Consider the following 24,838-nt stretch of genomic DNA (forward strand, 5'->3'; position numbering starts at 1 on the left):
GAAGTTAAGAGCTTCGCTTTTTTAAAGCTGACGAATCAACAGCATCGTTCCAGCAAAAATTAGAATTGATCCATAAGCCACCCTCATAGCAGCATTACTCAATTTGGTATGGACGTGGGTGCCCAACCAAATACCAAGAAATGTAGCAGGCATGAGGCAAATTGCTAACCCAATAACAGGCAGACTCAAAATTAGACCGGTCACCAACATTAAAGTTAGGCGCAAAAATGTCAACATGAAAATTGCAAACGCCATGGTAGCGCGTAATGCCTTAGGATCATTAATCCGCAATCCTAGATAAGACACATAAATCGGTCCACCCGTGGCAAATAATGCTGTAAAGGTGCCCCCAAAAAATCCAAATGGTGCCGCCCACCATTTATTAATTGGCTCATGCATTTCTGAATTTCTCTGCCACAGGACCCGAGCACCATTAATCGCAGCAAAGCAACCTAATGTGATTAATAGTGGCTCACTTGGCGCTTTGACCAATAAATAAATTCCTAGAAGCATGCCAATTAGGCTAAATGGGAACAGCCATTTAAGCTCCTTGAGATTAGCATCTTGAGATGATTTTTTGCCGACATATAAAGAGGCGCAGATATCAATAATGACCATCATTGGTACCACTGTTTTTAATGGAAACATCTGAACCAGCAGTGGTACGGAAATGATTGATGACCCGAATCCTGAGATGCCAAAAATGAAATATGCGACAAAAATAACTAGCATCGCTATTCCAAACTGGATGGGGTCAATCAGATCAAAAATATTAAGCCTCGACTAAGATAGTTCGACCCGGCTTAATCATCGTAAATTGAACCGGACGATTTTCAATCTTTAATTCTTGGCGGCTGAAATTGACTGCAGTGAAATAAGAATCTTCTAGCGATCCTGGCTCTGGGAAGTCATCCCGATAATGAGCGCCTCTAGAATTCTCCCTAGCAATAGCTGCCTCAGTGACAGCCTGACTCACCAATATCAGATTTTGTAAATTCATCCAATCTTGCCAAGTATTGCTATATTCCCGCTGAATATCACCCACACCTATTTGATTTAATTGGTCAGCCAATTGCTTTAGGGTTTGACGTGCGCGCAAGAGGCAATCTTTTGTTCTCGAGATGCCAACGTCATCCCACATGCATTCGGCAAGTGCGTCGCGGATTGCTTCAATATCACCTGCCGCTTTTTTCAATGGCGCTTCATGCGCCTCAATGCTTGCCGCGACCTCATCCATATTGCACACGCTTAGCTTCTGTGAAGAAACCCAGTGGGCCATCGCCTCTCCTGCAATTCCGCCAAATACTGTTGAATTAGCAACGCCATTACCACCCAAGCGATTGGCGCCATGTACGCCACCCGTATCTTCACCCGCCGCAAATAAACCCGGAAGATCGGTGCTGCAATCTTTCTTGAAAACTAAGCCGCCCATCATGTAATGCGCAGTTGGGACAACCTCTACCAAATCATTGGCAAGATCAAATCCACTATCAGCGCAACGCTCAACCATGCCTTTAAATTGTTTGCGTACATTATCTGGGCCTAAATGGCTCATTTGAATGTAAACACCACCATTCGGCGTAGCACGCCCTGCACGAATTTCTGAATTAATCGATCGAGAAACAATATCTCTGGTAGCGCGCTCATTACGCGGATCGTAATTACCCATAAAGCGCTCTTGATTACCGTTCAACAAGTATCCACCAGCGCCACGCAAGCCTTCTTCTAGCACAGTACCCGTCATACGGGTGCCAGGCCCCGCCAATAAACCGGTAGGATGAAACTGGACCATCTCCATGTCACGCAATGTTAGGCCGGCACGTAATGCCATGGCTAAACCATCGCAACTCTTATCGCCAGACGGTGTGTGGTACTTATACATGGTTGGACCACCCCCAGTTGCAAGCAGTACAGCCTTAGCGCGCACCAATACAAACTTACCCGTCTGCATATCAAGCATCAATACACCTGCAAGTGATTTTCCATCTTGACTATGAATCAACTCAATCGCGCGATGCTCTTCAAGACGATTAATTCCGCGAGACCAAACTTGTTCGGCGAGACGATTAATAATCTCAATACCCGTTAAGTCGCCTTTGTGAACTGTGCGGTCAAACGTTTGACCAGCAAATGCTTTTTGATGAACTGTGCCATCTGGATTGCGGTCAAAAAAGCAACCTAATTCATTTTCAAGCTCATGTATCCGCTCAACCGCTTTAATAACTAGCGTCCAAGCTAGATCTTGATCGGAGAGCCATTTACCGCCTTCAATCGTATCCATAAAATGGCGCTCAACAGAATCTCCTTCCGCTAAGGCCACGTTGTAACCACCCTGCACCATCCGCGTACAGCCGCACTTACCTAACAATCCTTTAACTGCAATCGTGATATTTAAGTTAGGGTCCGCCTGATGTGCGTGTAGAGCTGCAAAGAGGCCTGCGCCTCCTGACCCCAAAATCAAAATATCGGTATCTATTATTGGGATCGTATTCATGATGTAATCCCCAGACTTTTCAGCACCGCTTCTTTTTTGCTGGCCACATCACCTTTCACTTCTTGATAAATGCTCCCGCCATGACTATCCATCGCAACTAGCAATGGGCCAAAATCCTTAATCTTAAAGCGCCATAAAGACTCTGGATTGAGATCATCCATATCCACATCTTCAATCTGTTCAATCCAAGTTGTTTCCAGAGCCGCAGTACCACCAATAATAGCCAAGTAAACACCACCGATTTCCTTGAAAGCCTCTGCCGAACCCTCTCGCATACCGCCTTTACCAACAATCATGCGTACACCGTTTTGAGTCATCAAGGGTCGAGTAAAGCGCTCCATACGATCCGATGTAGTCGTGCCAATACAAATAGGTTCATAACCCGCAGGAAACTCGTCACTGATAGGCACTTTACGAACATTTGGCGCCGTATGAATAACTGCATGGCCATTCAAATCAAAACGTGTTTTACGATCATGATCAAACATATGAATTTGAGTCGCATCGCGAATGCCAAATAAAGTAGTTTGCAAAGTCACGGTATCGTTAATGCGAAGTTTGCGAATATCTTCTTCACTTACGGGTGTTGATAGGTTGTAATGTGGCATCCGTCGTCTTCCTAGAATCCGTAGGTTACACCAGCAGGCGTAAAAGTTGCGCGTGCTCTACGAGCTGAGTGACATTGCATATTGACTGCAACAGGATTCAAAGTAATGTGAGTATGAGCTAGCTCAACTTGCACTGCAAACGCAGTTCCATCGCCGCCGAGCCCTTGTGGACCAATTCCAAGTTGGTTAACAGCAGCACTAAGCTCTTTCTCCAGCTTGGCACCCTCTTCATCACTACATACACTACCTAACTCACGGGTTGCCGCTCGTTTTGCCATCGCAACACATTGATCTGATGTACCGCCAATACCAACACCCACAATCGTTGGCGGGCAAGTCTTACCGCCAGCAGAGACAACGCTCTCAATCACAAATGCTTTGACGCCCTTAATGCCATCTGCAGGGATCGCCATTTTTAAAAAGGAATTATTCTCTGAACCGCTTCCCTTTGGCACCATTTCAATTTCGACTGACTCTACTTCATCAAAAAAATCAATATGAATGGCCGGCATATCAATGCCACAAGAGGTGTGATTATTTTTACGAGTAATCGGATGTACCACCGAGGATCTCAGTGGATACTCTTTAGTGGCACGCTCACAACCCTTGCGAATAGCCGCCTTTAATGCCATGCCATCAAATTGCACATTGCTACCAATCTTCACGTTATAGATCGGTAGACCGGTATCTTGGCAAAGCAGATTATCCTCACGCTCTGCTACGGTGATATTAGTAATCATGGTCTTCAAGACTACCTGAGCGCGTGAATCTGTCTCAGCCTTGTCTAATCTATTAATACCCGCCTTAATATCATCAGGCAAAATCTTCAGAGCGCGAATGTAGAGCTCTTTACAAGCCTCTTCCACTAAATTCATTTGTAATTGCATATCAGCCTAATCAACTAGCAAAATATAAAAATAAGAGTCCGCAAGCGATGGCGAACAGGATGGAGAGCTGTATCCAGCTCTTACGCAAGCCCTTCCATGGCCCAAACTCAATCATTAACAGGCGTATTCCACCGGCTAAATGAACAGCCAGTAAAATCACAAGAACCCACTCTCCAAACTTAAATACCCAGAAATCCGTTAAAGCTAAAGATTTTTCAAAGCCCTGTGCACCTCGCAAGGATTGGGAGAGCATTAAAAAGTGTAGTGGAATAAAGCATGCCAATAACAGACCAGAAAAGCGATGGCATATATATGCGAAATAAGACAAGTGACTTTTAGCGCGGTAATCTAACTTTGGTCTGGAGCTCATAACTGACCGCCTGTAAATACCCCAATAACTGCTGTAGTACCAAGTACCAAAATCAGCAAAGCCAGAATCCAAGATAGAGGCCTAGCTAACCCACTCTTAGGGAAAGTTTCCTGCAGAATATTCGCAACGCCGATTGGCGCATGTACAAAACAGGCAATAACAAACACTTCATAAAAAATGGCAAATAGGATGTTGCCTTGAGTGCGGCCTAATATCTCTTGAGCACTTAAGCCACCTCTAATGGCGTAAAAAATGATCAGTAAGTGAATCGCTACACAAAGTCCAAGCACCATAGCACTAATTCTTTGTGCATACCAAAGCTTTGCCTGCAGGATGCCCGTACTCATAACTTGCCCCATCTACTTCCGCGGACAGCAGCCCTTGCCACCAACTTTTTCAGGCCGGCAATACTTGCTGTCGGCTCAATAGCCTTCGGACAACGCTCAGTGCAAGAGCCTTGTGTATGGCATGCATGGCAGCCAGCATCGCCTGCTACGGCACGCATACGCTCAACTTGCTGAACATCCCTTACATCATTCGTTAGTGTCCAGGCGCGATTTAATGCAGCCGGACCCAGATAATTTGGCCTAGACTCTATAACCTCACAAGAGGCATAACAAACACCACAACCAATACATTCAATTCCTGCATTAGCTAACTGACGCTCTACAGAATTTGGTTCGACCTTAGCAAAATCATCATGGCGGGTTTGATTGCCTTTAAAGAATCCAACTGCACCATTCCACTTATTAAAAAACTCTCGCATATCAGTTGCAAGATCTTTAATGACGGGCAAGTTATTCAAGGGGGCGATCTCTAATGAATCACCCTGAAGAATTTGAGAGACGTGCGTACGACAAGTCCAGCGAGCCACACCATTAACAGTCATAGCGCAGGAGCCGCACATACCTACCCGACAAGCAAAGCGATAACTCAAGGTGGAATCAAGCTTCCTCTGAATATAGGTAACCACATCCAAAACCGTTTGATTTGGGTTGCGAGGCACGAGGTATTCAACAAACTCGCCCTCCTGGGAGCCGCGCCACACCCTTACTTTGAGATCAGTATTTGACATGAATCTATTATATTGACGAATAGTAAAAAATAAATCGAATTAATTTTTCTTTGAGATAAAGTATTTATTTATAATAAAAACTATGTCTAGCATCAAAACCCTCAAAAACTTCCTTTCAATCACTCGTCATAAGAGTGTTGCTGCAGCAGCCAGGGAAATTGGTCTTACTGCTGCTGCCGCTGGCCAGCAATTACAACAACTAGAAAAAGAAATTGGCCTTGAGCTATTTGATCGGACTAAGCGGTCTCTTACACTAAATGCGCACGGCAGATCTTTAATTGAGCCTATCCAAGAAATTGTGGCTCGTTACGAGACTCTTGGCTCGGATCTAAAATCAGATCTTAGCGGCACTATTGTTTTGGGAGCACTCGTATCCACCCTGATGGGCGCATTCGGTAAAACTTTAAATGAACTAAAACAGAGCTTCCCCAGCCTTGAAGTGAAATTAATTGCTGGTTTATCGAGCAACTTCCTAGATCAGGTTTTAGATGGCAGCTTGGATGCAGCAATTGTCACAGAGTCTCCATATGCATTACCGCAAAACGTCCAATGGACCGAGCTATACAAAGAGCCGATGATCTTGATTACGCCAGCATCTCTATCAAAACGCAATGCAAGCTTAGCGCAATTTGAGCCTAAGCTTCCCTTCATTCGTTTCGAAAGAAATACTTGGACAGGCCACCTTGTAGATCAAACCATTAAAGCCAATAAGCTATCCATTCAAGAGGGAATGGAGCTTAACTCTGTTGAAGCGATTATTGAATTAGTGCGACAAGGGCTTGGCTACTCAATAGTCCCAAAGCTTGCAAATATTGCCTGGGAAAATGATCGACAACTATCAATTAGAGATTTATCCGGCAAGGCTATCTACAGAAAAGTGGGCTTACTTGAGCGGAAGAAACACAGTCGTCAAAATGTTACTCAACTAATTAAGCAGCAATTTTTATTGGGTACAAAAAAAATTAAGCCCTAAAAGAAAAAGCCACCCCGAAGGATAGCTTGAAAGATTTTTTTGGAGGTACTACCTAAAGAATGAACTACAACTTCATATTAGTCCGGCCAGAAATCTCTCTGTATTAGGGATGCATGATTGTAGGCATTAATGCATTAATTTGGTGCATTAATGGTTCTCTTTGGCGTGATTGATTGAATATTTAGGGATTTCAATGACTAAATCCTGTTTGGCAACAATAGCCTGGCAAGATAAACGGGACTGTGGGTTTAACCCCCACGCACGGTCAAGCATGTCTTCCTCATTCTCATCCGGAGGATTAAGGCTATTGAAACCCTCCTTCACAACCACATGGCAGGTAGTGCACGCGCACACCATATCGCAAGCATGCTCAATGGGGATGTCATTCTCTAACAAGGCTTCACAAATCGAAGTGCCTGGGGCAACCTCAACAACTGCACCTTCAGGACAGTATTCACTATGCGGTAGTACAACGATTTGAGTCATGATTCTTTTCTATTGGTATTCGGTTTGTATTTCATTTACTTAAATTTCAGCAACATTCTTGCCAGATAATGCTTTCTGAATACTAGCGTTCATGCGTTTTTGCGCAAAGTCATCAGTCGCTTTGGCGGCATGATCAACGGCCTTGCGAACAATGGCACTATCAGTTTCTTCATTTAAGATTTTTTGCAGGGTTGCCATTTCTTGATCAACCTCTTTCTGTTCTTCTAGGCTTAACAACGAGCGATCACTTGCAAGGGCAGTTTGCACAGCATCTAGTAAGCGCTGCGCATTCACCTGCTCTTCACGCAATGACCTCGAGAGCAAATCCTCTTTAGCAGATGCAAAACCGTCTTGCAGCATGCGAGTAATCTCCGCATCAGTTAGGCCATAAGAAGGCTTGATATCAATAGATGCTTTTACGCCAGAGCCTTGCTCTACGGCACTTACAGACAATAAGCCATCCGCATCCACCTGGAAAGTTACCCGAATACGCGCTGCACCTGCAGCCATTGCTGGGATGCCACGTAACTCAAACTTACCTAATGAGCGACAGTCTTGTGCAAGCTCACGCTCGCCCTGTACCACCCGAATAGCCAGAGCAGTCTGACCATCCTTAAAGGTTGTGAAGTCTTGTGCTCTAGCCACTGGAATCGGCGTATTACGCGGAATGATTTTTTCCACCAAACCACCCATCATTTCAATACCAAGCGACAGAGGAATGACGTCCAGCAAGAGCCACTCATCATCTTTACTTTGATTGCCTGCTAATAAGTCAGCCTGCATTGCTGCGCCCAATGCAACTACTTGATCGGGGTTGAGATTATTCAATGGTTGCGTACCAAATAATTCACCTACAGCACGTTGCACATTCGGCATACGAGTTGAACCACCAACCATCACTACGCCTTTAACGTCCTCAGCCTTTAGGCCGGCATCACGCAAAGCTTTTTTACAAGCCAGCAGGGTCTTAGTTACTAGATTTTGAGTAATCTCAAAGAGCTGCGCCTGACTAACTCCCACATTCACTACCGTACCGTCTGCAAGAGTCTCATGTACTCGTGCTAGAGGGTTATGACTTAACAACTCCTTGGCATGCTTACAAGCCTGCAAGAGTGTTCGATGATCATGAATCGATAGCGGCGGAAGCTTAGCTTGCTCAATCACCCAGCAATACAAACGATGGTCAAAGTCATCACCGCCCAGCGCAGAATCACCGCCAGTAGACAGTACTTCAAAGACACCGCGACTCATACGAAGTATGGAGATATCAAAAGTACCGCCGCCTAAGTCATAGACTGCATAGATACCTTCAGTAGCGTTATCCAATCCGTAAGCAATTGCAGCAGCAGTGGGCTCATTCAATAAACGTAAAACTTCAATACCGGCCAACTTAGCAGCATCTTTCGTTGCCTGACGCTGTGCGTCATCAAAGTATGCGGGGACAGTAATTACAGCGCCAACAATGTCTTCAGACACAGAATCTTCAGCCAGTTGACGTAAACGCGCCAAGATTTCTGCTGAAACTTCGATTGGACTCTTATCGCCTGCAACCGTTCTTAGCTTCAACATCCCAGGCTGGTCAACAAAGTCGTATGGGGCACTTTCAATATTCTCAACATCAAGCAAGCCGCGGCCCATGAAACGCTTAACGGAAACAATGGTGTTCTTAGGGTCAATCACGGCACTCCCAAGTGCCTCAAAGCCGGCTTGCGTTCTGCCATTTGGCAAATAGCGAATGACTGAAGGAAGCAATTCGCGCCCTTGCGCATCTGCTAGGACCTTTGGCAACGCATCACGCACAATCGCTACTAAAGAATTGGTGGTTCCCAGGTCAATACCAACAGCAATGCGGCGTTGATGGGGCGCAAGTGATTTGCCGGGTTCGGAGATTTGTAATAAGGCCATAGGTAATGAGTTTAGCTTGAGTGAGGGCTAGATTAAGGCTGCAATAGTGTCATCAAGCTCAACGGCAAACTTATCGATAAACAGTAAACCGCGAAGTAGCTCTGCAGCACGCGCATAGTTCTTGGCACCATCAATGGCTTGAGCAATTTCTGCAAGTGTTTCCTGCTTGGATTCTTCCACTTCAGTCATCAAAGCATCTAATGCAGGTAAATTTTCCGCTTGCTCATCCAAGCTTTCACGCCAGTCCATTTGCCTCATCAGAAAAGCAGCAGGCATCGCCGTGTTGGTTTCTAGCTTGGCATCAACGCCATGTAGCTGGCAAATATAAAGACCGCGCTGAATCGGGCTCTTCAAGGTCTGCAAAGCAGTATTAGCTAGGGTTGCCATTTGCATAGCAAGGCGTTGCTCAGTGTCGCTCCCGCGCGCATGGCGGTCAGGGTGTACTTCCTTTTGAATGGCAAGGTAGGCCTGCTCTAGAGCAGGCAAATCGATATTGAATTGCTGATTTAATCCAAAGAAGCGAAAGTAATCGTCAGACGCGGAAGGATTCGCCACAACCACACTCATCTTTTACGTTTGGATTTTGGAACTTAAACCCTTCGTTCAAACCCTCGCGCACAAAGTCTAGCTCCGTACCATCTAAGTAGGCCAAACTTTTTGGATCTATGAATACCTTAACGCCATTGGACTCAAAGACTTGGTCTTCGGCTGCAGGCTCATCAACATACTCCAGCTGATAAGCTAAACCAGAACAACCTGTTGTACGTACACCCAAGCGCAAACCACAACCTTTACCGCGCTTTTCTAGGTTGCGGTTTACGTGTGCAGCTGCTTTGTCGGTTAAGGTAATTGCCATAGTTTTGACTTCGTATTTTTCGTTCTTATTGAAGCTCTTATTTCGCTGGATGCTTCTCTTTGTAATCCGCTACTGCTGCCTTGATGGCATCTTCAGCCAAGATAGAGCAGTGAATCTTTACAGGGGGCAAAGCCAACTCTTCAGCGATGAGTGAATTCTTGATCTCTAGCGCTTGATCCAAAGTCTTACCCTTAACCCATTCGGTTACTAGGGAAGAAGAAGCAATCGCTGAACCGCAACCATAAGTCTTGAACTTGGCATCTTCAATCACGCCTTGATCGTTCACACGAATCTGTAATTTCATTACGTCGCCACAGGCTGGAGCCCCAACCATACCAGTACCTACACTCTCGTCGCCCTTTTCAAATGAGCCAACGTTGCGGGGATTTTCGTAGTGGTCGATGACCTTTTCGCTATATGCCATGGTATTTCCTCTTTAATTTCTTTATCTTTAAATATCTTTTAGTGTGCAGCCCATTGAATCGTGCTGATATCGATTCCGTCTTTATACATTTCCCAGAGCGGAGATAACTCACGCAACTTGGCAATCTTTTCTTTTACCAACTTGATAGTGAAGTCCACTTCTTCTTCAGTCGTAAAGCGACCCAAGGTAAAACGAATCGAACTATGCGCCAACTCATCGTTGCGACCCAGTGCACGCAATACATAAGAAGGCTCTAGAGATGCTGAGGTACAGGCTGAACCAGAGGAGATCGCTAAATCTTTTAGCGCCATCAACATAGACTCGCCTTCAACATAGTTAAAGCTAATGTTGAGGTTATGTGGAACACGATCATCCATGTCGCCGTTGACATAGACTTCTTCAATATCTTTCAAACCATTGAGTAAGCGGTCACGCAGTCCACGAATACGCTTGTTCTCTTCAATCATCTCAACACGAGCAATGCGGAAAGCCTCACCCATGCCTACGATCTGGTGAACTGCAAGAGTTCCAGAACGCATACCGCGCTCATGACCACCGCCATGAATCTGCGCCTCAATACGAATACGGGGCTTACGACGCACAAACAAAGCGCCAATACCTTTAGGGCCATAGGTCTTGTGCGCAGAAAAGCTCATCAAATCCACTTTGATCTTTTCTAGATCAATATCTACTTTGCCAGTCGCTTGCGCTGCATCCACATGAAAAATCACTCCACGTGAACGGCACAACTCACCAATTGCAGGAATATCTTGCACAACACCGATTTCATTATTGACATACATCACTGAAGCTAAAATCGTGCCCGGCTTCATGGCAGCTTCAAGCTGCGCAAAATCAATCAGGCCATTAGGCAATACATCTAAATAAGTCACTTCAAAACCTTCGCGCTCAAGCTCGCGACAAGTATCTAGAGTTGCCTTGTGCTCGGTCTTAACAGTAATGATGTGATTACCGCGATCTTTGTAAAAATGCGCCGCGCCTTTCAAGGCCAAGTTAATACTTTCAGTAGCGCCACTAGTAAATACGATCTCTCTTGGATCAGCATGTACTAATTGAGCAACCTCAGAACGCGCCCACTCAACCGCCTCTTCTGCGGCCCAGCCATACGCATGGCTACGTGAAGCGGCATTACCAAACTGCTCACGCAAGTAAGGCAACATTTTGTCAACCACGCGAGGATCAATCGGCGTAGTAGATGAGTAGTCCATATACACCGGGAAGTGTTCAGGACTAAACATTGGAACCGGTTGTTGCGGTAATGCTTGTGGTGCGTTCATGATTTACTTATTTATAGGTAATGTGGTTATTAAGTTTGTCGCGCTAAATTGAATACTGAATTAATTAATGGCGCTTTCGGGACTACTTCTTTTTTAGCTGCAAGCGCTGGAGCAGGTTTGTCCGCCTTAGTACTTTTAACTTTGATTTTCTTTTGGCGCATGTCTTGAATCACAATGCCGCGCCCTTCTTGTTGCTGAACCAAATCTTTCAAGCTCACTGAACTGAGGTACTCAACCATTTTAGAATTGAGATTGCTCCAGAGATCATGGGTCATACAACGGCCATGATTTTCTTCGTCGGTGTGACAATTGCCTTTGCCACCACATTGGGTTGCATCGAGAGGCTCATCGACTGCAACAATGATGTCGGCAACACTCACCTCAGAGGATGGTCGCGCCAGCGTGTATCCACCGCCAGGTCCACGAGTACTCTCCACGATATTGAAACGGCGTAATTTGCCGAACAATTGCTCTAGGTAAGAAAGGGATATCTTTTGTCTTTGGCTAATTCCGGCCAAAGTTACGGGGCCATGCGTTTCACGCAGGGCTAAATCAATCATTGCGGTTACTGCAAAACGACCTTTGGTTGTAAGTCTCATATGTCACCTTGGTAATGGATTGTTATGGACAGCTAACAGTCGGGCGGGTAATACCCGACCATTCCACTCAACTTTATCATATTCCCCATCAAATTGCTCGGGAATTATCCCAAAAAACCTCAATGGAAGCCAGGAATTGGCCGCCGAATCTTTAGACAGAGTCCCTAGATCTGGCCCCAAAAGCCATTTCTTTAACCTTAGTGAGTCTATCCCTGGTGCTGGCAGCCTTTTCAAACTCCAAATTCTTGGCTTCAGCGTTCATTTGCTTCTCTAGGCGCTTAATTTCAGCCGCCAAGTCCTTCTCACCCATATCTTCATAATGAGCCCGCTCCTGCTCAACCTGCATCTCCTGACGCTTCTCTTTGACGTCATAGACGCCATCAATAATGTCCTTAATGCGCTTTTTGACGCCCTTAGGCTCAATCCCATGAAGCTTATTGAAGGCAATTTGCTTGGTTCGCCGTCTTTCGGTCTCGCCCATTGCGCGTTTCATGGAGTCGGTAATCCGATCGGCGTACAAAATGGCTTTGCCACGAACGTTACGAGCAGCACGGCCTATGGTCTGTATCAGGCTGCGTTCTGAACGTAAGAAGCCTTCTTTATCGGCATCCAAAATGGCTACAAGAGATACCTCAGGAATATCCAAGCCTTCGCGTAATAAATTAATACCGACCAGTACGTCGAAGACGCCCAAACGTAAGTCACGCAAAATTTCTACTCGCTCAACTGTATCGATGTCTGAGTGAACATACCTCACCTTTACACCATTATCAGAAAGATAGTCCGTTAATTGCTCAGCCATACGTTTAGTCAATACAGTAACTAGAACTCGCTCATGCACTTTGACGCGTGCATGAATTTGATCTAACAAATCATCAACCTGTGTACTTGCTGGCAACACTTCAATTTCTGGATCGACTAAACCAGTTGGTCTAGCCACTTGCTCGACAACTTGTCCTTGATGCGTTTTCTCATAATCAGCCGGTGTTGCAGAAACGAAAATAGTTTGACGCATTTTGGTTTCAAACTCAGTAAATTTGAGTGGGCGGTTATCCATCGCCGAAGGCAAACGGAAACCAAATTCCACCAAAGTATGTTTACGAGATTTATCTCCGTTATACATTGCATTAAGCTGCCCAATTAAGACATGGCTTTCATCCAAGAACATCAAGGCATCATTCGGCAAATAGTCGACTAGCGTCGGCGGGGCATCGCCCGGAGCGGCACCAGACAGGTGGCGAGAATAGTTCTCAATACCTTTACAGAAACCCAACTCATTGAGCATCTCTAAATCAAAACGAGTACGTTGCTCGAGACGTTGTGCCTCGACCAGTTTGCCATCCTTCACAAACTCATCTAAGCGCGTGCGCAACTCTGTTTTGATAGTTTCAATTGCTTTCAAAACAGTATCGCGAGGTGTAACGTAATGAGAACTTGGGTAAACAGTGAAGCGTGGAATCTTTTGACGAATCTTGCCAGTGAGGGGATCAAAGAATTGCAAACTCTCCACGACATCATCAAACAACTCCACCCTTACTGCTAACTCATTATGTTCAGCCGGGAAAATATCAATTGTGTCGCCACGCACTCGAAATACACCGCGCTTGAAATCCGTTTCGTTGCGGTCGTATTGCATCGCAATGAGGCGCATCAAAATATCACGCTGACTCATCTTGTCGCCAGGACGCAATGTCATCACCATACTGTGATAGTCACCAGGATTACCAATGCCGTAAATTGCAGATACGGTCGCAACAATAATGACGTCTCGACGCTCTAATAAACTCTTGGTTGCAGACAAACGCATCTGTTCGATGTGCTCGTTAATAGAGGAATCTTTTTCAATAAAGAGGTCGCGTTGAGGTACATAAGCCTCTGGCTGGTAGTAGTCGTAATAGCTGACGAAGTACTCAACGGCGTTTCTCGGGAAAAACTCCCTAAATTCACTGTAAAGCTGGGCAGCTAGGGTCTTATTCGGGGCAAAAATGATGGCAGGACGGCCGGTTCTGGCGATGACATTCGCCATCGTGAAGGTCTTTCCGGACCCTGTAACGCCCAAGAGTGTCTGAAACGTCAGACCATCTTCAATACCCTCAACCAGGGCGTCAATGGCCTGGGGCTGGTCTCCAGCAGGCGGAAATGGCTGATAGAGCTGATAGGGGGAGTCTGGGAAGCTTACAAACTTGGCCGGATCGAGGTCGTGACCCGCCTCACCCAAGGGATCTGCCACAGGGGTTTTTTGCACTTCTTTTACTTCAACATTTAGACCAGTTTTGGGCAACTTAGGGGGCATCTCGGCTATCATTTCACCTGTGAGAGTTATTCACAGCGAATTTTGTACAAACAATGATTTTGCCGTTTTTCTTAGGAAATAGTTGATTCTGGCTTCAAAAACCGACAATTAAACTGAATTTAACGTCAACAACACATAAAACCACCCCCAATTACCCTCTAACCATCACTTTCGACCTCAAATGACCCTGTTTGCCTCAGTCCAGCTAGCCCCTAAAGATCCTATTTTTGGCCTCACAGAAGCCTACGTTGCAGACCAACGCGCTGACAAGGTGAATTTAGGTGTTGGTGTGTATTACACCGACGAAGGCAAAGTTCCACTTCTTAAGGCGGTGATTAAAGCTGAAGAGGCGATTGTTGCAAAGCACTCGCCACGTAGCTACATTCCAATCGAAGGACCAAACCCATATAACAGTGCAGTGCAAAATTTATTGTTTGGCGCTGACTCCGCACTCATTAAAGACGGTCGCGTTGTCACAGCCGAATGCCTTGGTGGAACCGGTGCATTGCGCGTTGGTGCGGATTTCATTAAGCGCCTGAACCTCAATGCACCTTGCGCGATTAGCAACCCGACTTGGGAAAACCATCGCGGCATTTTTGAATCTGCTGGTTTTGATGTTGTCGAGTACACCTACTTTGACGGCAAAACTCGTGGCGTAGATTTTGACGGTATGGTGAAGTCCTTAGAGTCTTTCCCAAAGAACACGACCGTGTTGTTGCACGCTTGCTGCCACAACCCTACTGGTGCAGATATTACAGAAGCGCAATGGCGCCAAGTGATTGATATCTGCAAGAACAAAGGTCTCATCCCCTTCTTGGATATGGCCTACCAAGGCTTTGCTGATGGGATTGAGAAAGACGGTATTGCAGTTCGCCTCTTTGCTGACTCAGGCATGTCTTTCTTTGTATCAAGCTCTTTCTCAAAATCATTCTCGCTCTATGGTGAGCGTGTTGGCGCCCTGTCTATCGTGACACAAAGCAAAGATGAATCCACGCGCGTCCTTTCACAATTGAAGCGTGTTATTCGTACAAACTATTCCAACCCTCCAACTCACGGCGCTGCAATTGCTGCTGCTGTTTTGAATTCACCAGAATTACGCAAGCTCTGGGAAGATGAGTTGGCAGAAATGCGTGACCGCATTAAAGCAATGCGTCATGGTCTGGTTGAAAAACTCGCTGCTGCTGGTGTAAAGCAAGACTTTGCTTTTATCGAGAAGCAACGTGGAATGTTTTCTTACTCAGGCTTAACAGCTGAGCAAGTTGATCGCTTACAGAAAGAGGACGGCATTTATGCCCTTTCTACTGGACGCATTTGTGTTGCAGCCCTTAATACAAAAAATATTGATAAAGTGGCTAAAGCAATCGCCCGCGTATTGGCGTAATAAGCGGATACACTGAATTACCGGAGGTACCATGCTATATCAGTTACATGAGTTTCAAAAAGCCTTACTTCAACCCGTTAGTTCTTGGGCACGCGCTGCTTCAGAAGCTTTTATTAATGCTTCTAATCCAGCCTCTAAGGTCCCGGGATCAGATCGATTGGCTGCTAGCTATGAACTCCTCTATCGCTTAGGCAAAAACTACAAGAAGCCAGAGTTTGGTATTCGCTCAGTACAAGCCCATGGCAAAGAAGTTGCCATTCATGAAAGAACTGCAGTTGCAAAGCCATTCTGTAACTTGGTACGCTTCAAGCGCTTCTCTGATGATGTAGAAGTTATCAAGAAACTCAAAGAAGATCCAACAGTATTGGTGGTAGCTCCATTATCTGGACACCACTCCACTTTGCTTCGCGACACAGTACGCACCCTCTTGCAAGACCATAAGGTTTACATCACCGATTGGATCGATGCGCGTTTGGTACCGGTAGAAGATGGTGAATTTGGTCTTGATGACTATGTTCATTACGTTCAAGAATTCATTCGCACCATTGGCGCAAAAGATTTACATGTGATTTCAGTTTGCCAACCCACCGTTCCAACATTAGGTGCAATCTCATTGATGGCATCAGCTGGTGAAGCCACTCCAGCCTCCATGATCATGATGGGTGGCCCCATTGATGCACGCAAATCACCGACTGCAGTAAATAACCTAGCCGATCAAAAGTCTTTTGAGTGGTTTGAGAGTCACGTGATTTATAACGTGCCGCCTAACTATCCAGGCGCAGGTCGTCGTGTATATCCAGGCTTCTTGCAGCACACTGGCTTTATTGCCATGAACCCGCAAAACCATTTGCAATCTCATTGGGATTACTTCCAAAACTTAGTGCGCGGCGATGAACAAGATGCCGAATCACATATCCGCTTCTACGATGAGTACAACGCTGTTCTAGACTTGGATTCCAAGTTCTACTTAGATACCATTAAGACTGTTTTCCAAGACTATTCATTGCCAAACGGCACTTGGGAAGTGTCTGGTGAACTTGTTAAACCACAAGACATTAAAAAGACCGCTCTCCTCACTATTGAAGGTGAGTTAGATGACATCTCTGGAAGTGGTCAAACACGCTCTGCACATGCTTTATGCGCAGGCATTCCAAAGCAAGATAAAGATCACTACGAAGTAATGGGCGCAGGTCACTACGGCATCTTCGCTGGTCGTCGTTGGCGTGAGAAAGTGTACCCAAAGATCAAATCCTTTATTCGCGACCACCAACCCGCGCAAAGAAAGACTAAAGCGCGTTTACCCAAACTAAACGCAAAATAAACCCGACAAAATGAGAGACCACAGCGTCTCTCATTTACTTAGGAACTAGCAATTCAATGAAAATCAATCAGGCGAATGAACTCACTAATCGCCTAGAAGATCTTCTTCCACAAACGCAATGCACTAAATGCGGATACCCAGACTGCAGGGGGTATGCAGAAGCAATGGCTAGTGGGGATGTCTTGCCGAATCGCTGCCCACCTGGTGGGGTTGAAGGTATTGAGCGTCTGAGCAAGGTGCTAATGCCTATCTACCCACAAGATGCTTTTGAGCTTCACCCCACCATTGATCCAGAGTGTGGAGTTGAACGCCCCAGGCCAGTTGCTTTTATCGACCCACAAAAGTGTATTGGCTGCACCTTATGCATTCAGGCATGTCCCGTCGATGCGATTGTTGGCGCCTCTAAACAAATGCACGTGGTGCTGACTGAGTGGTGTACTGGTTGTGATCTCTGCATTCCGCCATGCCCAGTAGATTGCATCAGCATGATTGATGTCACTGAAAGTAAAACCGGCTGGGAAGCTTGGTCTCAGGAGTTAGCTAATGCTTCTCGTCAGCGTTATCACGATCGCGAACAACGTCTTGATAGAGAGCAAAAAGATAATGATGATCGCTTGGCAAAAAAGGCTGCGGCAAAATTATCCATGGTTAATGCAGAAATTTCTTCCTCTGCCGATGAATTAAAAGAGCAAGAACGCAAACGCGCCATTATTGCTGCAGCCATCGCAAGAGCCCAACTAAAGAAATGATGAATCCAGAAAAGCGTCGTGCTTTTTTTGAGCAGCTTAAAGCCAATAATCCCAAACCAGAAACTGAGCTGGAATATAGCTCGCCATTTGAGTTATTAATTGCAGTATTACTATCGGCACAAGCAACCGATATTTCAGTCAATAAGGGAACGCGCAAACTCTACGAGGTTGCCAATACCCCGCAAGCCCTTTTAGATCTTGGTGAAGAAGGTGTTAGACCTTTTATTCAGCATATTGGATTATTCAACTCTAAAGGTAAGCATATTCAGGAAACCTGTCGACTACTCCTTGAGAAACATGGTGGAGAAGTACCGCAGACTCGCGAAGAATTAGAAGCTCTACCAGGTGTTGGCAGGAAAACAGCCAATGTCATACTGAATACTGCCTTTGGACAAATCGCCATGGCTGTTGATACTCACATTTTTAGAGTCTCTAACCGAACTGGCCTAGCGCCAGGCAAGGATGTTCTCAAGGTGGAGCAGCAATTACTTAAGCGTGTACCTAAAGAATATCTATTAGATGCTCATCACTGGCTTATTCTGCATGGTCGATATACCTGCAAGGCACGTAATCCAGATTGCGCACAATGCATAGTAGAGCCACTATGCGGATTTAAACAAAAAACTGGCAAAGGAAAAGTTCGTGGCGATATTTAATCCAACTCGTGAAGAAGTGCGGCGTTTTTTCTGTGATACCTGGAAAAAGAAGACCGAGAATCACATTCTTGATCAGATGGAGACACTCGCAAGCGATTGGATGGTTGAGCATCCTGAATATCACGACCTACTAGCGGACCCAGAGGGTGCTCTAGGACAGGACTACACACCAGAGCGCGGCGAGACTAATCCATTCCTACATTTATCAATGCATTTGTCGATCAGCGAGCAGATCTCTATTAATCAACCTCCTGGCATTAAAGAGATTGCAGACAAGCTGTCACAAAAACTAGGTTCAATGCATGAAGCACAACATGTCATCATGGAATGCTTAGGTCAAGTTATGTGGGAAGCACAGCGTGAGGGACAACCACTCAATCCAGAGAAGTATCTCGAAGCCCTCAAGAAATTGGTTTAATCCTCTTTCATATTGGCGCGCTTCACTATAGGCTCCAGCCTTGTCTTTTCATCCGCCAAAAATTTAGTAAACGAAGCCCTTGTTCCTGGTGATGGCTCAATGCCCTGCGGAGTCAAACGACTTTGTACTGCAGCAGTTTTTAGCCCTGCATTGATTGCATGATTCATTTTCTCCAATATGGCATCTGGCGTACCTTTAGGGGCAAAAACACCGGCCCAGTGGCCTATGAAAACTTCAGGATATCCCTGCTCCTTCGTTGTTGGAACATCAGGTAGAGCAGTAATTCTTTTATTCCAGGTGGAGGCAATTGCTTTTAATTTGCCGCCCTGAATCTGCGGAATTACTACAACGCTGGCCTCTGAGGTTGCATCAACTTGATTAGAGATAACAGCTACCATTCCTTCGGAACCACTCTTGTAGGGAATGATTTCATACTTGCCACCGCCCTTCACCTTCAACATTTCGGCGACAAAGTGTGGAGTACTTCCAGTACCGGCAGTAGAAAAGTTTAAGCCTTTTGGATCTTTTGCCAACACCAGCAGATCTTTCATATTATTAATTTTTGAATCTGCCGAGACAACAATAATGGATGGGCTTATAGCAAGCATTCCAACGGGCACTAAATCCCCTTCCTTGTATGGCATGGATGACTTAATCATTGGGTTGGTCACGATTCCACCGGCACTAACAAAGAAGGTGTAACCATCTGGCGCGCTCTTTGCTACAAAGTCTGCACCCAATACAGAGCCAGCACCTGGCTTATTCTCAACAATGATGGGTTGACCCAATTGCTTTGAGGCCGCTTCAGCAACCACTCTTGCAACCGTATCGTTAGCACCACCAGGACCAAACCCAACAACAAATTTAATTGGGTGATTAGACCAAGGATCAGCAGCAAATGCCGAGTTAAGACCTAAAAAGGGAAGGGCAACCAGAACAACACTCGAAAAAAACTTCATTTTATTTTCCTATTTATCCTACCAAGGTAATGTCGGCAATACCGGCTTCAATCCTGCCTTTTGAATGGTTGGCGCTGCCTTTGTTGATGCTAAGAACATAATTAAATCTTTTGACGCATGTACATTTTGGGTGTTACTCGTAATGCCTGCAGAAAATAATACTGTCTTTTGCGCTTCTTGCGGCAGCTCACCAATAAAGGTTACGCCAGGAATCGGAAGCAGCTCACTTACTTGCTGAAAGCCCAAGTCTGCATCTCCTCTAGCTACAACTGAAGCAACTCTTTCGCTATATATTTTTCTTGCAGTTTTATCCATCTGCTCAGAAATACCCATTTTTGGGAAAAGCTCTGTCGATAAATAAACGCCGCTAGCGCTTGCTGAATAGGCAACTGATTTAGCGTTTAACAGGGCAGCTTTAAGCCCGCTCATAGTGCTGATATCTGGCTTTGGTGCGCCAGCCTTTACTACTGCACCCATGACCGATTCCACCAGATCTACCCTAGTCCCTGATTGAACTACGCCGTTTTTAATAAACCCATCTAAGGCAGGTGCAGCCAAAATAAGCACATCAAATTGCTCACCCTTGGCCAATCTAGAGGGAATGGAATCTGGTGCAGCCCCCATGGATGAGCCATACGAAATAATTACCTTGTTTGGCGATTGCTTTTCATACTCAGGGACCAAGTCTTTCAACGCTTCCGCAAATGCGCCTGAAGTAATAACCCGAATCTCATCTGCATGGACAAAACCAACCGACAATACATTGGTTACAAGTATTAAAGAAACAAAAAATAACTTACGCATTAAATCTTTAAGATAGATTAGCAATTGCAGCCTTAATGGCTATAGGCAGTTCTTGGGCTTTACTTCTTCTAGCATCCAATACAGTCGGTTGTGTTTCTTGGGTTTTCTGAGACCAAGCAGAACCCGGGAAGAATGCATCATCTTTAAATCTAGGGATGATATGCCAATGAATATGAGGAACCATATTGCCTAGAGCGGCGATATTGACCTTATCCGGATGCATGACGTGGCGAATAGCTTCTTCCACAGCAAACACCAAAGCCATCAGATGATCTCGCTCTCCATGGCCAAGATCGGTCATTTCGGCTACATGTCGATTCCAAATCACTCTACAGAAACCAGGTAGATCAGGGTCGTTCACCAGAATGACACGGCAGTCATCTCCACGCCAAATAAGCTGCCCTTCTTCGGGTTTGAGCTCGTCTTTACAGAGTACGCAATTGGTCATGAGAAGAATGTAAACGAAAACGGCACCTAAGTCACCCTTGTGGGGTCATTTAGGTGCCGAGGCAGTATTGGTGTATTACTGCTTACTACTGACCACTTAGGGATCTATTAAGGCTTAATGGAACTGCTCTTCTTCAGTAGAACCAGTCAATGCTGTTACAGAAGACTTACCGCCTTGAATCACGGTAGTTACATCGTCGAAGTAACCAGTACCTACTTCTTGCTGATGTGAAACGAATGTATAACCACGGTCACGAGCAGCGAATTCAGGTTCTTGTACTTTCTCGATGTATGCAGTCATTCCGCGCTGCATGTAGTCTTGAGCCAAGTCGAACATGTTGTACCACATAGAGTGGATACCAGCCAATGTGATGAACTGATACTTGTAGCCCATTGCACCTAATTCACGTTGGAATTTAGCAATCGTTGCATCGTCCAAGTTTTTCTTCCAGTTGAAAGATGGTGAGCAGTTGTAAGCCAACATCTTGCCTGGGAACTTCGCGCGAATTGCCTCAGCAAACTGACGAGCAAACTCAAGGTCAGGTGTACCAGTTTCACACCAAACCATATCAGCGTAAGCAGCGTAAGCTAAACCACGTGAGATCGCTTGATCCAAGCCCTTACGTGTTTTGTAGAAGCCCTCTGGTGTGCGCTCACCTGTCAAGAATGGCTTATCGTTTGCATCGTAATCAGATGTCAATAAATCGGCGGCTTCTGCATCAGTACGAGCCAAAATGATGGTGGAAACGCCCATAACGTCAGCAGCTAAACGTGCAGAGATCAATTTCTGAACAGACTCAGCAGTAGGCAACAATACTTTGCCGCCCAAGTGGCCACACTTCTTAACAGAAGACAATTGGTCTTCGAAGTGAACGCCAGCAGCACCTTGCTTGATCAATGCTTTGCTTAATTCAAATGCATTCAACACACCACCAAAACCAGCTTCAGCGTCAGCTACGATAGGGGCAAAATATTCAATATAGCCAGCGTCACCTTTGTTGATACCTTTGGCTGTTTGGATTTCATCAGCACGTTGGAATGAGTTATTAATACGCTCAACCATTTTAGGAACTGAATCTACTGGATACAAAGATTGGTCTGGATACATCGCTGCGTATGAGTTACCGTCAGCAGCAACCTGCCAACCAGATAAGTAAATTGCTTGTACGCCAGCTTTAACTTGTTGCATTGCTTGACCACCAGTCAAAGCACCTAAACAGTTAACGTAAGCTTCGTTATTTACTAATTCCCAAAGACGCTCAGCGCCATGCTTAGCTAAAGTGTGCTCAATTTTCAATGAACCGCGAAGACGCACTACGTCCTCAGCCGTATAGCCACGAGTAATACCTTTCCAGCGTGGATTGGTATCCCAGTCTTTTTGTAGTGCTGCGATTTCTGCTTTGCGATCTGCCATGTTTTTCTCCCTAAGTTAAACAAGTACTTCAAAATTTGAAAATCTTTAAGACCCATTCAAGTCTTATGTCTTATGTCTTATATAAGAGTTTAGACAGTTCGATAAAGCACGCAAGAGAAATTTGAGATATTTTTGAAAATATTTAGTTATTTAAATTCAATAACTTATGTTCTTATTTTTACAATGCGGAATGCATATCCATTGCTTGGAATAAAACAAGGGATAGCTTACTGCAGTGCATTTTACGCAGCGTAATGCAATTTCACATTATGAAAAGTAAAGCGTCTGCGGATTGGTGCAGAGGATACGATTGCGCATGGACTCATCTGGCGCATACAAAGCGAGGCTTTCAAGCATCTGCGCCACCGTTGGCATAACACCCCAATTGGCCACGTGCGGCCAATCAGAACCCCAGACGCAACGATCAGGCGCGGCATCAATTAATGCCTTTGCATAAGGGACGACATCTGGATAAGGGGGCGATTGATCAGTTAATCGATATGCACCTGACACCTTGACCCATGCCCTCTCTCGCACCAAATCAACGAGTGCTTTAAAACCAGGTGAATCCAGACCAACAGAAGTTCTTAAGTAGCCCATGTGATCAACCACTAGCGTGGACTTTAACTTTTGCATGCGCGGCATTAACACTGGAAGATCATTTGCATCTAGCAGAAATTGAATATGCCATCCCCAATCCCTTGCTAGCGCATCACATTCTTCAAGCCTAGAGATATCTAAACCGCCACCGGAAAACATCAGATTCATACGAATACCCACTACGCCGGCATCTTTCATTCGCTGGTAATAAGAATCCGCTTGACCAAGCAACGGTACCGCGACTCCACGCAAGCGATGCGGATAATTTTTCAACACCTTCAGCATTGGCTCGTTATCTTGACCATTTACACTGACTTGAATTAGCACGCCATAGGTCATCCCAACCTCATCAAGCATTCGGATGTATTGCTCCTCTGTTGCCTCAGGAGAGGTATAAGAACGATCAGGCACAAAACTAGCAGCGCTAATGACGTGTGCATGAGTGTCTACGGCACCTACAGGCATCTTGAAAGGAAAAGGACCGCCCTGATGATCGGGCGGTCCTGGGCAAAACGGAATATCTTTTTTTGTCACAAAAAACCGTTAGTTAGCCTGCAATTCGCGTCCTTTAGTTTCGGGAAGAATTACTGCGGCTATAAAGAAAACGCCGTAAGCAATGACTGCAAAGATCGCAATCGCCATGGCCAATCCATATTGAGCTGAGAAGTAACCAACTAAAGCAGGGAATAAGGCGCCGATACCGCGACCAAAGTTGTAGCAAAAGCCCTGACCAGATCCACGCAAACGTGTTGGGAATAACTCAGTTAAAAATGCACCCATACCTGAGAAATAACCGCTGGCAAAAAATCCTAAAGGAAAGCCAAGCCACATCATCATTTCATTCGTGATTTCTAACTGGGTATAAGCCAACACCAAAACAATTGCACCCAATGAGAAAGTCATAAAGAGTTTCCGGCGGCCAAAGCGATCAGCCATCCAAGCGCCAACTAAATAACCAACAAAACTACCAACAATTAAGAATGCCAAGTAACCAGTGGAACCAACCACTGTCAATTTACGCTCAGCCTTTAGGAAGGTTGGCACCCAAGTAGTAATGGCGTAGTAACCACCTTGTGCACCCATGGTTAACAAAGAAGCAAGAATAGTTGTTTTTAAAATACCAGGCTTGAAGATTTCAAAAATAGATGGTGATTTCCCGGCTGCCTCTACTTTTTCACGAGCAATCTTCGCAATCTCAGGCTCCTCTACATTACGACGGATATAGAGCAAAAGTAATGCTGGGAAGAAGCCCACAACAAACATTGCGCGCCAGGCCATATCTGCCGGCAATAAACTAAACATAATGGCTTGCAAGAGAACTGCAGCGCCCCAACCTACTGCCCACGCAGATTGCACAGTACCTACAGCACGACCACGATATTCAGCACGAATAGTCTCGCCCATCAATACTGCACCAGCCGCCCACTCGCCACCAAAACCAAAACCTAAGAGTGCGCGAGCAATCATGAGCTGATTAAAGTCTTGTGTGAATGCACAAATCAAACTAAAACTAGAGAACCAAAGAATCGTGAACTGAAGAGTGCGAACACGACCGATTCGATCGGCCAAATAACCCGCAAACCATCCACCAAAAGCAGAGGCCAAAAGAGTTCCGGTTACTGCAAGACCGGCCATACCCCGATCAACCTGCCATACTGCAATAATGGTTCCAATTACTAAAGGGTAAATCATGAAGTCCATGCCGTCTAATGCCCAGCCTAAGAAGCAACCCCAAAAGGTTTTCTTCTCCTTGGGATTCATGACTTTGTAAAAACCAGTCAGACTGGTATCCGGTTGTTGACTCATTTTGTCTCCTTTATT

At 45.4% G+C, this 24,838-nt stretch carries 27 protein-coding genes; 6 read left to right on the plus strand and 21 right to left on the minus strand.

Annotation, left to right across the window (positions count from 1 at the left end; all coding sequences use genetic code 11):
* Positions 1-21 precede the first annotated feature (21 nt).
* Genes AOC28_RS06090 through AOC28_RS06120 form a run of 7 tightly spaced genes read right to left on the minus strand, consistent with a single transcriptional unit; the run spans position 22 to position 5,434 of the window.
* Positions 22-732, minus strand: a complete 711-nt coding sequence (locus tag AOC28_RS06090; RefSeq protein ID WP_072583071.1) for a sulfite exporter TauE/SafE family protein — start codon at positions 730-732, stop codon at positions 22-24.
* Between the two features lie 40 nt (positions 733-772).
* Entirely contained in the window at positions 773-2,494 is a 1,722-nt protein-coding gene (locus AOC28_RS06095; RefSeq protein ID WP_072583072.1) for an FAD-binding protein, read from the minus strand.
* Complete coding sequence (locus AOC28_RS06100) at positions 2,491-3,102, minus strand: fumarate hydratase C-terminal domain-containing protein (protein WP_072583073.1); 612 nt, start codon at positions 3,100-3,102, stop codon at positions 2,491-2,493. Before AOC28_RS06100 ends, AOC28_RS06095 begins: the two co-directional genes overlap by 4 nt.
* Before the next feature lie 11 nt (positions 3,103-3,113).
* Entirely contained in the window at positions 3,114-3,989 is an 876-nt protein-coding gene (locus tag AOC28_RS06105; RefSeq protein WP_072583074.1) for a fumarate hydratase, read from the minus strand.
* Between the two features lie 10 nt (positions 3,990-3,999).
* Positions 4,000-4,359 (minus strand): succinate dehydrogenase, cytochrome b556 subunit, encoded by a 360-nt coding sequence (gene sdhC, locus AOC28_RS06110; RefSeq protein ID WP_072583075.1) that lies wholly within the window; start codon positions 4,357-4,359, stop codon positions 4,000-4,002.
* A complete protein-coding gene (locus tag AOC28_RS06115) occupies positions 4,356-4,706 on the minus strand; it encodes a succinate dehydrogenase (protein WP_072583076.1) in 351 nt (116 codons plus the stop codon). Before AOC28_RS06115 ends, sdhC begins: the two co-directional genes overlap by 4 nt.
* A complete protein-coding gene (locus tag AOC28_RS06120; protein WP_072583077.1) occupies positions 4,703-5,434 on the minus strand; it encodes a 2Fe-2S iron-sulfur cluster-binding protein in 732 nt (243 codons plus the stop codon). The genes AOC28_RS06115 and AOC28_RS06120 overlap by 4 nt, the downstream gene beginning before the upstream one ends.
* Positions 5,435-5,516: 82 nt before the next feature.
* Between AOC28_RS06120 and AOC28_RS06125 the strand changes: the two genes are divergently transcribed.
* Positions 5,517-6,407 (plus strand): LysR family transcriptional regulator, encoded by an 891-nt coding sequence (locus AOC28_RS06125; RefSeq protein WP_072583078.1) that lies wholly within the window; start codon positions 5,517-5,519, stop codon positions 6,405-6,407.
* 147 nt (positions 6,408-6,554) lie between these two features.
* On the opposite strand, the gene fdx is transcribed toward AOC28_RS06125, so the two are convergent.
* The 8 genes from fdx to uvrB form a co-directional block, all read right to left on the minus strand.
* A complete protein-coding gene (fdx, locus tag AOC28_RS06130; RefSeq protein ID WP_072583079.1) occupies positions 6,555-6,893 on the minus strand; it encodes an ISC system 2Fe-2S type ferredoxin in 339 nt (112 codons plus the stop codon).
* A gap of 39 nt (positions 6,894-6,932) precedes the next feature.
* Positions 6,933-8,798 carry a Fe-S protein assembly chaperone HscA gene (gene hscA / locus AOC28_RS06135; protein WP_072583080.1) on the minus strand — a complete coding sequence of 622 codons (1,866 nt, stop codon included), beginning with the start codon at positions 8,796-8,798 and terminating at the stop codon, positions 6,933-6,935.
* A 27-nt stretch (positions 8,799-8,825) separates the two neighbouring features.
* Positions 8,826-9,365, minus strand: coding sequence for a Fe-S protein assembly co-chaperone HscB (gene hscB / locus AOC28_RS06140; protein WP_072583081.1), 540 nt, complete (start codon positions 9,363-9,365; stop codon positions 8,826-8,828).
* On the minus strand, positions 9,331-9,654 hold the full coding sequence (gene iscA, locus AOC28_RS06145) for an iron-sulfur cluster assembly protein IscA (RefSeq protein WP_072583082.1): 324 nt from the start codon (positions 9,652-9,654) through the stop codon (positions 9,331-9,333). Before iscA ends, hscB begins: the two co-directional genes overlap by 35 nt.
* A gap of 37 nt (positions 9,655-9,691) precedes the next feature.
* Entirely contained in the window at positions 9,692-10,078 is a 387-nt protein-coding gene (iscU, locus tag AOC28_RS06150; RefSeq protein WP_072583083.1) for a Fe-S cluster assembly scaffold IscU, read from the minus strand.
* 38 nt (positions 10,079-10,116) lie between these two features.
* Complete coding sequence (locus AOC28_RS06155; RefSeq protein WP_202816835.1) at positions 10,117-11,337, minus strand: IscS subfamily cysteine desulfurase; 1,221 nt, start codon at positions 11,335-11,337, stop codon at positions 10,117-10,119.
* A gap of 68 nt (positions 11,338-11,405) precedes the next feature.
* Entirely contained in the window at positions 11,406-11,975 is a 570-nt protein-coding gene (locus tag AOC28_RS06160; RefSeq protein WP_072583085.1) for a Fe-S cluster assembly transcription factor, read from the minus strand.
* A 151-nt stretch (positions 11,976-12,126) separates the two neighbouring features.
* A complete protein-coding gene (gene uvrB / locus AOC28_RS06165; protein WP_237767756.1) occupies positions 12,127-14,268 on the minus strand; it encodes an excinuclease ABC subunit UvrB in 2,142 nt (713 codons plus the stop codon).
* Between the two features lie 181 nt (positions 14,269-14,449).
* Here uvrB and AOC28_RS06170 point away from each other — a divergent pair, with 181 nt between their 5' ends.
* Genes AOC28_RS06170 through AOC28_RS06190 form a run of 5 tightly spaced genes read left to right on the plus strand, consistent with a single transcriptional unit; the run spans position 14,450 to position 18,793 of the window.
* Positions 14,450-15,649 carry an amino acid aminotransferase gene (locus tag AOC28_RS06170; RefSeq protein ID WP_072583086.1) on the plus strand — a complete coding sequence of 400 codons (1,200 nt, stop codon included), beginning with the start codon at positions 14,450-14,452 and terminating at the stop codon, positions 15,647-15,649.
* Positions 15,650-15,680: 31 nt separating this feature from the next.
* Positions 15,681-16,970 carry a polyhydroxyalkanoate depolymerase gene (gene phaZ / locus AOC28_RS06175; protein ID WP_072583087.1) on the plus strand — a complete coding sequence of 430 codons (1,290 nt, stop codon included), beginning with the start codon at positions 15,681-15,683 and terminating at the stop codon, positions 16,968-16,970.
* Positions 16,971-17,002: 32 nt separating this feature from the next.
* On the plus strand, positions 17,003-17,719 hold the full coding sequence (gene rsxB / locus AOC28_RS06180) for an electron transport complex subunit RsxB (protein WP_255407130.1): 717 nt from the start codon (positions 17,003-17,005) through the stop codon (positions 17,717-17,719).
* Entirely contained in the window at positions 17,719-18,375 is a 657-nt protein-coding gene (gene nth, locus AOC28_RS06185) for an endonuclease III (protein ID WP_072583089.1), read from the plus strand. Before rsxB ends, nth begins: the two co-directional genes overlap by 1 nt.
* On the plus strand, positions 18,362-18,793 hold the full coding sequence (locus AOC28_RS06190) for a DUF1841 family protein (protein ID WP_192846860.1): 432 nt from the start codon (positions 18,362-18,364) through the stop codon (positions 18,791-18,793). Before nth ends, AOC28_RS06190 begins: the two co-directional genes overlap by 14 nt.
* Here AOC28_RS06190 and AOC28_RS06195 read toward each other — a convergent pair.
* The 6 genes from AOC28_RS06195 to AOC28_RS06220 all read right to left on the minus strand — a co-directional run bounded on the left by AOC28_RS06195 (position 18,790) and on the right by AOC28_RS06220 (position 24,823).
* Positions 18,790-19,752, minus strand: coding sequence for a tripartite tricarboxylate transporter substrate binding protein (locus AOC28_RS06195; RefSeq protein WP_072583090.1), 963 nt, complete (start codon positions 19,750-19,752; stop codon positions 18,790-18,792). The genes AOC28_RS06190 and AOC28_RS06195 overlap by 4 nt on opposite strands.
* An 18-nt stretch (positions 19,753-19,770) precedes the next feature.
* Positions 19,771-20,556 carry a substrate-binding domain-containing protein gene (locus tag AOC28_RS06200; RefSeq protein WP_072583196.1) on the minus strand — a complete coding sequence of 262 codons (786 nt, stop codon included), beginning with the start codon at positions 20,554-20,556 and terminating at the stop codon, positions 19,771-19,773.
* 7 nt (positions 20,557-20,563) lie between these two features.
* On the minus strand, positions 20,564-21,004 hold the full coding sequence (locus tag AOC28_RS06205) for an HIT family protein (RefSeq protein WP_072583091.1): 441 nt from the start codon (positions 21,002-21,004) through the stop codon (positions 20,564-20,566).
* Between the two features lie 114 nt (positions 21,005-21,118).
* The gene (gene aceA, locus AOC28_RS06210; protein WP_072583092.1) at positions 21,119-22,417 is read right to left on the minus strand and encodes an isocitrate lyase; all 1,299 of its coding nucleotides are present in this window, start codon (positions 22,415-22,417) and stop codon (positions 21,119-21,121) included.
* A 267-nt stretch (positions 22,418-22,684) separates the two neighbouring features.
* Positions 22,685-23,551: an amidohydrolase family protein gene (locus tag AOC28_RS06215; protein ID WP_072583093.1), complete on the minus strand. Its 867-nt coding sequence runs from the start codon at positions 23,549-23,551 to the stop codon at positions 22,685-22,687.
* A 9-nt stretch (positions 23,552-23,560) separates the two neighbouring features.
* A complete protein-coding gene (locus AOC28_RS06220) occupies positions 23,561-24,823 on the minus strand; it encodes an MFS transporter (RefSeq protein WP_072583094.1) in 1,263 nt (420 codons plus the stop codon).
* Between the last annotated feature and the right edge of the window lie 15 nt (positions 24,824-24,838).

Source organism: Polynucleobacter sp. MWH-Adler-W8, from assembly GCF_001889925.1.
In the GTDB taxonomy this organism is placed as follows: domain Bacteria; phylum Pseudomonadota; class Gammaproteobacteria; order Burkholderiales; family Burkholderiaceae; genus Polynucleobacter.

Coding starts and splice junctions, on each gene's coding strand:
- AOC28_RS06090 (WP_072583071.1), bottom strand. CDS start 732: ATGCTAGTTATTTTTGTCGCATATTTCATTTTTGGCATCTCAGGATTC.
- AOC28_RS06095 (WP_072583072.1), bottom strand. CDS start 2,494: ATGAATACGATCCCAATAATAGATACCGATATTTTGATTTTGGGGTCA.
- AOC28_RS06100 (WP_072583073.1), bottom strand. CDS start 3,102: ATGCCACATTACAACCTATCAACACCCGTAAGTGAAGAAGATATTCGC.
- AOC28_RS06105 (WP_072583074.1), bottom strand. CDS start 3,989: ATGCAATTACAAATGAATTTAGTGGAAGAGGCTTGTAAAGAGCTCTAC.
- sdhC (WP_072583075.1), bottom strand. CDS start 4,359: ATGAGCTCCAGACCAAAGTTAGATTACCGCGCTAAAAGTCACTTGTCT.
- AOC28_RS06115 (WP_072583076.1), bottom strand. CDS start 4,706: ATGAGTACGGGCATCCTGCAGGCAAAGCTTTGGTATGCACAAAGAATT.
- AOC28_RS06120 (WP_072583077.1), bottom strand. CDS start 5,434: ATGTCAAATACTGATCTCAAAGTAAGGGTGTGGCGCGGCTCCCAGGAG.
- AOC28_RS06125 (WP_072583078.1), top strand. CDS start 5,517: ATGTCTAGCATCAAAACCCTCAAAAACTTCCTTTCAATCACTCGTCAT.
- fdx (WP_072583079.1), bottom strand. CDS start 6,893: ATGACTCAAATCGTTGTACTACCGCATAGTGAATACTGTCCTGAAGGT.
- hscA (WP_072583080.1), bottom strand. CDS start 8,798: ATGGCCTTATTACAAATCTCCGAACCCGGCAAATCACTTGCGCCCCAT.
- hscB (WP_072583081.1), bottom strand. CDS start 9,365: ATGAGTGTGGTTGTGGCGAATCCTTCCGCGTCTGACGATTACTTTCGC.
- iscA (WP_072583082.1), bottom strand. CDS start 9,654: ATGGCAATTACCTTAACCGACAAAGCAGCTGCACACGTAAACCGCAAC.
- iscU (WP_072583083.1), bottom strand. CDS start 10,078: ATGGCATATAGCGAAAAGGTCATCGACCACTACGAAAATCCCCGCAAC.
- AOC28_RS06155 (WP_202816835.1), bottom strand. CDS start 11,337: ATGTTTAGTCCTGAACACTTCCCGGTGTATATGGACTACTCATCTACT.
- AOC28_RS06160 (WP_072583085.1), bottom strand. CDS start 11,975: ATGAGACTTACAACCAAAGGTCGTTTTGCAGTAACCGCAATGATTGAT.
- uvrB (WP_237767756.1), bottom strand. CDS start 14,268: ATGCCCCCTAAGTTGCCCAAAACTGGTCTAAATGTTGAAGTAAAAGAA.
- AOC28_RS06170 (WP_072583086.1), top strand. CDS start 14,450: ATGACCCTGTTTGCCTCAGTCCAGCTAGCCCCTAAAGATCCTATTTTT.
- phaZ (WP_072583087.1), top strand. CDS start 15,681: ATGCTATATCAGTTACATGAGTTTCAAAAAGCCTTACTTCAACCCGTT.
- nth (WP_072583089.1), top strand. CDS start 17,719: ATGAATCCAGAAAAGCGTCGTGCTTTTTTTGAGCAGCTTAAAGCCAAT.
- AOC28_RS06195 (WP_072583090.1), bottom strand. CDS start 19,752: ATGAAGTTTTTTTCGAGTGTTGTTCTGGTTGCCCTTCCCTTTTTAGGT.
- AOC28_RS06200 (WP_072583196.1), bottom strand. CDS start 20,556: ATGCGTAAGTTATTTTTTGTTTCTTTAATACTTGTAACCAATGTATTG.
- AOC28_RS06205 (WP_072583091.1), bottom strand. CDS start 21,004: ATGACCAATTGCGTACTCTGTAAAGACGAGCTCAAACCCGAAGAAGGG.
- aceA (WP_072583092.1), bottom strand. CDS start 22,417: ATGGCAGATCGCAAAGCAGAAATCGCAGCACTACAAAAAGACTGGGAT.
- AOC28_RS06220 (WP_072583094.1), bottom strand. CDS start 24,823: ATGAGTCAACAACCGGATACCAGTCTGACTGGTTTTTACAAAGTCATG.